The following is a 9,476-nucleotide window of genomic DNA, read 5'->3' as shown; positions in this document are numbered from 1 at the left end:
CAGGACACGCGCCTGCTGCTGCTGAGCGGCTCTGTGGCGAATCCGGAAGACGTGGCGGCATGGCTGGTGAGTCTGGGCCGCAAGGCGGAAGTGGTCATGACGCGTGAACGGCCCGTGCCTCTGGAAGAAGTGCCGATGGAGACGCTGCCGCAGCGACAGAAGCAGTTTCAAAACTACTGGCCGCGCTTTGCTGCGGCGGTGATGATCGCTGATCTCGCGCCGCTGCTGATTTTTGCACCACGCCGCAAGGAGGCGGAGTCAATTGCACGCAGGCTGGCTGCTGATCTGCCGATGGGCGATCCGCTGGAACTCACGGCGGAACAACGGGCTGTGTGCGGCAAGGACCTGGCGACACTGCTGGAAAAGCGTGTGGCTTTTCATCACAGCGGGCTGTCGTATGGCGCACGCGCAGGGGTGATTGAGCCGCTGGCGAAGGCGGGGCAACTCCGTGTCATTGCCGCGACGATGGGACTTGCAGCGGGCATCAATTTCTCCGTGCGAAGTGTGCATGTGGCAGGCACGACGTTTCATGATGGCAAGAGCGAGCACAAACTCGCGCCGGATGAACTGCTTCAGATGTATGGCCGCGCCGGACGGCGGGGGCTGGATGACAAGGGTCATGTGATCACCAGCCGCGACAGTCCTTCCATCTTTGATGCACGACCGGCGCGGCTGCACCGCAGCACCCTGCTGGCATGGCCGATCTTTCTGCGTGTGATGAAACACGCCGCGCTGCGGGAGGAGAATCCTTTCGAAGCCGCGACACGCTTTGCCGGAAGGTTGTTTGCCAAAGTACCGCCTCTGCTCGGGCTGGAGGAGCTGGAGCCGAATGTGGTGCATCCGCAGCATGAGAATGCGAAGGCGCTCTTCGGTCTCGAAGCCACGGAGAAGCAGGTCTTGAATTCCTACGGTGAATGGGAGCGCAAGCACCGCCATGCGCTGCAACGCGTGCCGCTGAGCCGTGTGCATGCGGTGCTGAGTGTTCCGGCTTTCGCCGCGAGGTTTGCGCACGGCATCGGTCGTGTGGGAAAAATCCGCCGCGAAAAGGAAGTGACCTACGGCGTCGAAATCAGCCTCGGCACGCCGGTGGGAGATGACGTGAAGCCGACGAAGTCGATTCGCCGTCTCCTCAAGCTGCCGCGCAACGCAGAAACGATACCGCTGGAGGAAATCACCGTGCTGCATGCAGGTGATCTCGCGAAGGCCATCCTCGCGCATGGAGAAGATGTCATCTCAGATGTGGCCCCTGAATTCATCGGCACGTTGACGAAGGAGAACCTGGTCTTTGCGTGCTTCGATCTCGCGCCCATTGAGGTGATGGCTTACGAGGACGGTCACGGCAAACTGCTCTTCCTGCCACAGGAACGCAGCATCGTGGTGAAGAATGAAACGGGTGTACACATGGCCGAAACGGCCACCACTGATCGCGAGCCGCGCGGTGGATCACCGATTCATGCGTGGCGTACGCTGGGCCTGATCGATGCCGGGGGCGTGCCGACGAGGCGTGGTGAAATCTTCAGCTTCTTCCAGCATGGTGAGGGGCTGGCGATTGTCGCGGCACTGGAAGATGAAAGCTATCCTGCGGATGACCTCGTCCATCACCTGGCGAACCTGCGCAGTGGCTCCAAGTTTGATCTGCCGCTGGACTGCGGTTCCGAACGACTCGCGGCGGTGTGTCGTGGCACGTATGGGTTTGTGAATCATCACGGCTATCTTGATAATGGTCTGCCGGATGACTATGGCGAAGGCGCTGCGGAATTACTCGATGCGCTGCTGCATCCTGAGCAGCCCGGCGCGCAGGATTTGAAGGCGGGCATCGCGGAAGGAGACATCTCACGCGCGTATGTGGAGTGGCTCAGTCTTCTGAGGCACATCACGCATGCGCCGGATCATTCGTGGAGGAGGTGGAGGGAGTTGAAGGAAGCTGCGAAGCAGACGCTGCAGCACCACACCAAGACCCTGCGGCATTTCTTCCATCTGGACCTGCCGCCGCTGACGAACAAGCAGAGGCATGGCAAAACGCGGCATTATTTGATGGTGAAATAGATCATGGCGTTTCCGGCACATCCACGCATCGCCATCATCGGCTCCGGTGCGGTCGGCTGCTACTATGGCGGGCGGTTGGCGCAGCATGGAAATGAGGTTCATTTTCTCATGCGCTCGGATTATAAGCAGGTGAAGCAGCATGGTCTCAAGATCAGCAGTCCTCTCGGCGATTTCGATCTGCCGCAGGTTTACTGCCACCGCAGCACGGCGGAGATCGGGGAGTGCGATCTGGTGATCATCGCGATGAAGGCCACGGCGAATGAGGCGCTGCTGGAGCTGCTGCCGCCGCTGCTGCACAAAAAGTCGATGATCCTCACGCTGCAAAACGGACTGGGCAGCGATGATTTTCTGGCGCGGCACTTTGGCTCTGTGCATGTGCTGGGCGGGCTGTGCTTTGTGTGCATCAACCGCATTGCGCCGGGGGTGATTCATCACATCGCGCAGGGGGAGATCTCGCTGGGCGAGCACAGCGGTGCGCCGCAGGTGCGCACGGAGGCACTGGCGGCGGAGTTCCGGCGCTGTGGCATCGAGTGCAAGGTGGAGCCCAGTTTGCTCACAGCGCGGTGGAAGAAGCTGGTGTGGAATATTCCCTTCAACGGGCTCTCGATTGCGGCCGGTGGCAAGGACACGGCGGCGATTTTGGCTGATCCGGTTTTGGAGCAGCGGGTATGGGATTTGATGCGTGAGATCATCGAAACGGCAGGGCGGCTGGGGCATGCGATTCCGCTGTCGCTCATCGACGATATGATTGAGCGGACGCGCACGATGTCTGCGTACAAGCCGAGCAGCCTCATTGATTTTCTTACGGGCAGCGAGGTGGAGCTGGAGGCGATCTGGGGTGAGCCGGTGCGCCAGGCGAAGGCGGCGGGGATCGCGATGCCACAGGTGGAGCGGTTGTATGAGGAGTTGAAGGAGAGGATTGCCGCCAGATAGTGGTCCGCAATATGTCCCTCATCGCCCTTCAAAACGCCCGTCCTGAAACTGCCATCGTGCTGGGTTCCGGTCTTGGAGCCGTGGCGGATGCGTTTGGGATTGAAAGTGAAGTCGCGTATGGTGAGGTGCCTGGGCTGAGCGCTTCGACAGTGCCGGGACATGCAGGGCGCTTTGTGCTGGCGCAGCATCACGGCAAGCCCATCCTGCTCGCGCAGGGGCGGCGGCATTTGTATGAGGGACTAACGGCGCATGAGGTCACGGCGAGCATCCGCTTCATGCATGAGATCGGCGTGAAGCGCGTGGTGCTCACGAATGCGGCGGGGGCGATCCATGAGAATTTTCATGTCGGGGGGCTGATGCTGATCACGGATCACCTCAATCTCCAGGGCACCACACCGCTGCTAGGTGGTCCGAACTTTCATGACATGAGCGAGGTGTATTCGCGGACGTGGTGTGAAAAATTCCATGCGGCGAGTTTGGAGATCGGTTTGAAACTGCACGCAGGCGTGTATGCGGGGCTGCTGGGTCCGCAGTATGAAACACCTGCGGAGATCCGCATGCTGCGCACGCTGGGTGCGGATGCCGTGGGTATGTCCACGGTGGCTGAGGCCATTCAGGCGCGTGCGCTTGGGATGGAAGTAGCGGGTATCTCCATGCTTACCAACTGGGCCGCTGGATTGAGAGCGCAGACGCTGCACCACGCAGAGGTGGTGGAGGTGGGTAAGACGGCGGGGATGTATCTGGCGCGGTTGTTGAAGGCGGCGGTGTGACCTGTTCTTTATCCGTTATGAATTCCATCCGCATCCAGCGCTTCCCCTACGAGGAGCCGTATCACGTGCAGCTCAATCTCAGTGCAGAAAATGGTCGCTTTTCGGGTGGGCTCGATTTCTACACCGGTGTTCAATGCTTGAAGCAATTTGCTGCGGATCTTCAGAATTTTCCGAAGCACATTGGTGACGAGGCGGAGTTTAAATATGGCAGTCCTCGAAAAGAGGATCGGATGTATCGGCATCTGGTCATTCGTGCTTATACGATTGGAGGTGTTGGTCGCTGTGCCATTCAGTTCACCTTCAACAATCATGAGGACGAACCAGATGAAGGATGCGCAAGCTTCTCCATTTTAGCTGACGCAGTAGCCATTAATCGGCTTGGCAAGCTCCTGGAAAAGTTTTCAGAACTCCAACATCTGGAATTGTTTTGGTCGCCTTACGAAGAGGAGCTTTACACGGAGCTTCAGAAGTAGGTCTGACCAGCTTTCCTCCGCAAACCAAACGCCAGTAGATAACTCAAGACCACAGGAACGCCTAGAACGGCGAAGACGCGAGGGAACATCCATCCCAGCGTCTCGCCGAGTTCGGGAGAGCGCAGCATCATTGAGAAGGCGAATGAACCGACAATCGCGATCACAAGGGCGGTGATTGTGTATCCGCGCAGCCCGCAGGCTTTCGCATCGAGAATAAGCAACGACGGGACACCGAGGAAGACTTGAAACTTGGCCACGACAAGCAGTAACAGGATGCCACCGATGAATTCACCTGCGTCTCCAGATTCCACACGATTGCGATCAGGCTGCATGACGTGATCTGCGATCACCAGGACTGACGTGCCCAAAAAATACGCAGCAGGAAATGGTAGCAAAGCCAACCGTGTAGCCCGAATCACATAACGGATCGGGCTACGTAGGCTCATGAGTTGCGGATCGCGGTCTTGCTAGCAGCACTCGTTCGCCTTCTCCATTTCACAGGCGTGCTCTTCGGTGCAGCAGGGCATCAGCGGGCGGCCTTCAGTGGCTTCGGGGGCTTCCATTTCGGGATTGGGGGCCTGGGGGGCGAGGCCGAGGTCGCGGAGGAGTTTCATGTCCTCGTTGGCGCGCGGGTTGGCGGCGGTGAGGAGCTTGTCTCCGTAGAAGATGGAGTTGGCACCGGCGAAGTAGGCGAGGACCTGGGCTTCGCGGCTCAGATTGGTGCGGCCGGCGCTGAGGCGCACCTTGGCCTTCGGCACGGCGATGCGGGTGACGGCGATCATGCGGACGAAGGCGAAGGAATCGACGACTTCGTTGTCGCCCATGGGGGTGCCTTTGATGGGCATGAGGGCGTTGATCGGGATGCTCTCGGGCTGGGGATTGAAGTTGGAGATGACTTCCAGCATTTTGAGGCGGTCGTCGATGGTCTCGCCGAGGCCGAGGATGCCGCCGCAGCAGACGGACATGCCGGCGTCCTGCGCGTGGCGGATGGTGCGCAGGCGGTCGTCAAAGGTGTGGGTGCTGACGATGTTCGGATAATGCTCCGGGGAGGTGTCAACGTTGTGGTTGTAGGCGGTGACACCGGCTTCCTTGAGATCGGTGGCCTCGTCGGCGCCGAGCTCGCCGAGGGTGACGCAGACTTCCATGCCGAGCTTGGAAACGTCGCGCACGATGTCGAGCACCTGGTCAAATTTTTGGGTGCCTTTGCGCACGCCTTTCCAGGCGGCGCCCATGCAGAAGCGGGTGGAGCCGCTGGCACGGGCGGCGAGGGCGCGCTCCAGAACCTGCTCCTTGGGCATGAGATTTTCCTTCTGCAGGCCGGTGCTGTAGCGGGCGCTCTGGGCACAGTAACCGCAGTCTTCGCTGCAACCGCCGGTCTTGATGCTGAGGAGAGTGCAGAGCTGCACTTCGTTGCCGGTCCAATGCTCGTCATGCACGGCGCGGGCCTGCTTGAGGAGATCGAAAAAGGGCTGGTGATAGATGCGGTGAAGTTCGGCGAAAGTCATGGCGGAGGGTGGCAGCCCCGATAGTGGGCGGAAATGGGCCGGATGCACGGGGAAAGTGATGCATGCGGGCCAGCAGCGACTCAAGAGAAGACGGAAGGCTGAAAGACCGCTGATTTTGCTGAAAAACAGCCTTCAAATTTCAATGATCGAGTGAGTGGCACAACCGTGGCTTGTAAAAAGTGATTGGTTATACGAACAAACGCTATTTATGATGAGGAAGAAACTTGTACTGATTATTGTTATATTGTCGAGCCTCCAGCAGCCAGCCGCGCTGGCAATCGTGGGGGTGAATTCAGCCTCGCCAGGCATCATCGGCAATCAGCACATCACCTTTGCCTCCGGTTTGGATCTCGGGCGGACGGTGGGCTTTGTGAGTTATGCCAATGCGACCGGAACGGGCACTTTGGTGCCATCCCTGGAAGCGGGCACCCTGAAGTTTCTCACCGCAGCGCACAACGTGGACGGCAACAATGATGGCATTCTGGACGGTGGGCTCGGCACGATCATTTTCTATTTTGGCAATGCTCCCGGGGAGAATGGCGCGACGGCCTCCTATTCCGTGACGGCCACGGCGACGCAGATCGCCGTGAATCCGCTGTGGGCCAGCCAGCCTGCAGGCGCGGCTACCAATGACCTGGCCGTGGTGAGCTTTAAGCTCAATCAGGTGACGACCGTTACCGCCGAATCCTCCACCATTCAGGCTTCAGCCGTGAGTTCCACATCGCCACTGGGCATGGCTGCTGTGGTGGCGGGCCATGGCCTGCATTCAGATGGAACGGTGAATTTGGGTGGAAACGGTGGGGCTGGGCAGCAAGTGGATGGCATTCTCAAAGGCGGAACGAACACCATCGACTTTGTGGGAGTACCGACGATCACCGTGGGCGGCACCATCACGGATGCTTCGGGCACGGTGATTTTGGTGGACTTTGACAAGCCGGACGGCACCACCAGCACCTTTGGAGCCACGACGGGAGGCCCCAATGAGGCCGGCACTGCGAAGGGAGACAGCGGCTCTGCACTTTATGCCGACACCAACAAGGATGGCAAACTGGAGGTGGTGGGGGTGCTCAATGGCGGAGACAATCCGTATCCCACGGGGGCCAGCACCTTTGGAGACATCTCGCAGTATGCCCCCATCCTGACGCAAACGAACCTGGCCTTTCTCAAGGCCCAGAACGTCTTTGTGGGAACGTCGCTGAATGGAGTGTCAGCGGGGAACTATGGTGGAGCAGGTTTCATGATCGCGGATGGAGCCGCATTGACCAATTTCTCCACCGGTGTCAACACGACCACGCAGACGCAGTCTCAGGGCCAGCAAGTGCTGCAAGGCTCCCTGGGCACGGTGCAGACGCGCACCAGCAGCGTGGCTCGTGGCACCTCAAATCTTGAAAATGTCGGGGGTGATGAGGTGACATTGAGCGATCTGGCAGGCTTTGGTTCGCGGCGGTGGGAAACATGGGCGGCGAGCAATCTGGCGCGCGTGGATTCCCAAGGACGCGGCAGCCGGAGCAGCGGACTGGACGCCCACTACGGTGCGGCCACGGTGGGGGTGGACTTTCTGGCCACTTCCCATGTGATGCTCGGCGCTTTCTGGAGCTACTTGTACGGCCGTGGCAGCGCAACGGATCTGAAGCTCGACAGCAGCGGGAATGCGCTGGGCTTCACGGTGGTGGGTGAATGGTACGGCCTGTGCAGCACCTTCATCTACAACTACTCCCAGGCTGAGACCGATCTGCGCCGCAGCATCGGCACGGCGCAGGCATTCGCCAAGCCCAGCTCTTCATCGCACACCCTTGACTGGATGCTCGCCTACAACATGCGGCACCGTGGCTGGGTGCATGGGCCCACGGGCGGTCTGCGCTACACCTTTGGGAATGTGGGAGGCTACAGCGAGCAGTCAGACACTCCGGTGCCGGGATTGCTGAGCGCGAGCGGCCAGGACTTCCGCGTGTTCCGGTTAAATCTCGGATACAATGCGGCCTACCACTTCCAAACCAACTTTGGCAAGGTGGTGCCTTACTTGAATGCGAACTGGATTTACCTGGCCCAGCACAGCAGCAGCAGCACCGCCTCCTTTCAAGGAACTCCGTTCTCGATCGTGGACAGCTATGGCAGCCTGGTACCCTTTGGCTCCGGCCCCAGCACCGCGACAGGTGGCTCCGGCACCTACATCAACTTCGCCAACGTACAGCTCGGCGTGGAACTGATCGCCCATGAGCGTCTGAAGCTCAATCTGCAGACCTACGCCAGCGTGTTTCGTTCTGGCACGATGGAAGTGGGTGGTGGTGTCCAGGTCGGCTTTATTTTCTGAGTGCTGCAAGAGCATGACGTTGGAGACCGACTTTGTCCCACCATCATGAATCGCCGCACTTTTTTCCACCAAACGTCCGCGCTCGCCGCAGTCTCCGCTCTTCCGAAACTCTACGCTGCGGATGAGGCAGGGAGGAAAGTCAAAGTGGCCGTGGTGGCGCTGGGGCGTGGCATGCAGCATGTGCAGGCCCTGCTCAAAATTCCGGGCGTGGAGATCGCCTACCTGGCGGAAGTGGACCCGAAGCGCCTGGAATTGGGCCTCAAGGTCGTCAATGACATGCAGAAGGTGTCCTGCGTGGGCGTGAAGGATTTCCGTTCGATCCTGGATGACAAGACGCTGGATGCCGTCTTCATCGCCACGCCGAATTTCTGGCACACCCCCGCCGCGCTGCTGTGCATGCAGGCTGGCAAGCACGTCTATGTGGAGAAACCCGGCAGCCAGAACGCGCATGAGGCGGAGATGATTGTGGCGGCTTCAAAGAAGTATGATCGCTTGGTGCAGATGGGGAATCAGCGCCGCACGTGGATGAAGGAGGCGATCGAGGCGCTGCATGGTGGCGCCATCGGTCCTGTTCACTTTGGTCGTGGGTTCTATTACAACACACGCAAATCGGTGGCCACGAATGAGAAGCCGGCGTCACCGGACATCGACTACAATCTGTGGCAGGGCCCGGTGCCGGATGATGCGAAGCATGATTTCAAATCGATGGCTCACTATGACTGGCATTGGTTCTGGCATTGGGGCAACGGCGAGCTCGGCAACAACGGCATCCACACGCTGGACATCCTGCGCTGGGGCCTCAAGGGCGAGTATCCGCTGCGCACCACCTACAATGGCGGCCGCTATTTTTATAATGATGCGCAGGAAACGCCGGACACCGGCACGGCGGTGTATGATTTCGGCCACGCCGGCTGCGAGTGGGTGCAAAGCAGCTCCCACGCACGTGCGGCGGAGAAGCCGCTGGCGGAAGTCATGTTCTATGGCGACAACGGCACCATGGCCATCGCTCGTGATTCGTGGATCAACTACGACCTGAAGGGCGTGGAGATGAGCAAGGGCAAAGGCGCTGGTGGCGGCGATCCCGCGCACATGGGCAATTTCATCGAGGCCATCCGTGGCAATGCAAAGCTGAACAGCCCCATCGAAGAAGGCCAGAAGAGCACCATGATGTGCCACCTGGGCAACATGGCCTACCGCACGAATACGGTGGTGAAGTGTGATCCGAAGACCGGGAAGGTGCTGGATAACGCGGAGGCGCTGAAGCTGTGGGGACGCGACGGTGGCTACCGCAAGGGGTGGGATGTGAAGATTTGAAGTACGATGGGCACTCCTGCCAATAGTGTTCGGCACAGCGTTTGAGGTGGGGCGATGTGACAAAAATGTTGCTGTACCTTTGGGCGAAGGGTGGCATGAAGTTGCTGATGGCTGCAGCCCGAGT

General features: G+C 59.6%; 8 protein-coding genes. 6 read left to right on the top strand and 2 right to left on the bottom strand.

What is annotated here, in order from left to right; translation table 11 throughout:
* The 4 genes from ACIREA_RS18835 to ACIREA_RS18820 all read left to right on the top strand — a co-directional run.
* The coding region (locus tag ACIREA_RS18835; RefSeq protein WP_397383883.1) for a hypothetical protein at positions 1 to 2,046 on the top strand (2,046 nt) is incomplete at its 5' end.
* Positions 2,047 to 2,049: 3 nt separating this feature from the next.
* Entirely contained in the window at positions 2,050 to 2,979 is a 930-nt protein-coding gene (locus ACIREA_RS18830; RefSeq protein WP_397383882.1) for a 2-dehydropantoate 2-reductase, read from the top strand.
* Between the two features lie 11 nt (positions 2,980 to 2,990).
* Entirely contained in the window at positions 2,991 to 3,749 is a 759-nt protein-coding gene (locus tag ACIREA_RS18825; protein WP_397383880.1) for a purine-nucleoside phosphorylase, read from the top strand.
* 17 nt (positions 3,750 to 3,766) lie between these two features.
* On the top strand, positions 3,767 to 4,222 hold the full coding sequence (locus tag ACIREA_RS18820) for a hypothetical protein (RefSeq protein WP_397383879.1): 456 nt from the start codon (positions 3,767 to 3,769) through the stop codon (positions 4,220 to 4,222).
* Here the strand turns inward: ACIREA_RS18820 and ACIREA_RS18815 are convergent.
* Both ACIREA_RS18815 and bioB read right to left on the bottom strand, forming a co-directional pair.
* Positions 4,213 to 4,554 carry a hypothetical protein gene (locus ACIREA_RS18815; protein ID WP_397383878.1) on the bottom strand — a complete coding sequence of 114 codons (342 nt, stop codon included), beginning with the start codon at positions 4,552 to 4,554 and terminating at the stop codon, positions 4,213 to 4,215. The genes ACIREA_RS18820 and ACIREA_RS18815 overlap by 10 nt on opposite strands.
* Before the next feature lie 135 nt (positions 4,555 to 4,689).
* On the bottom strand, positions 4,690 to 5,727 hold the full coding sequence (gene bioB, locus ACIREA_RS18810) for a biotin synthase BioB (protein WP_397383877.1): 1,038 nt from the start codon (positions 5,725 to 5,727) through the stop codon (positions 4,690 to 4,692).
* A 286-nt stretch (positions 5,728 to 6,013) separates the two neighbouring features.
* Between bioB and ACIREA_RS18805 the strand changes: the two genes are divergently transcribed.
* Positions 6,014 to 8,038: an autotransporter domain-containing protein gene (locus tag ACIREA_RS18805; RefSeq protein WP_397383876.1), complete on the top strand. Its 2,025-nt coding sequence runs from the start codon at positions 6,014 to 6,016 to the stop codon at positions 8,036 to 8,038.
* 45 nt (positions 8,039 to 8,083) lie between these two features.
* Positions 8,084 to 9,352 (top strand): Gfo/Idh/MocA family protein, encoded by a 1,269-nt coding sequence (locus ACIREA_RS18800; protein WP_397383874.1) that lies wholly within the window; start codon positions 8,084 to 8,086, stop codon positions 9,350 to 9,352.
* The last annotated feature ends 124 nt before the right edge of the window (positions 9,353 to 9,476 follow it).

Source organism: Prosthecobacter sp. (genome assembly GCF_044373815.1).
GTDB lineage: Bacteria > Verrucomicrobiota > Verrucomicrobiia > Verrucomicrobiales > Verrucomicrobiaceae > Prosthecobacter.
Note: the sequence above shows the minus strand (reverse complement) of the source record. Positions and strands in the feature narration are given on the sequence as shown.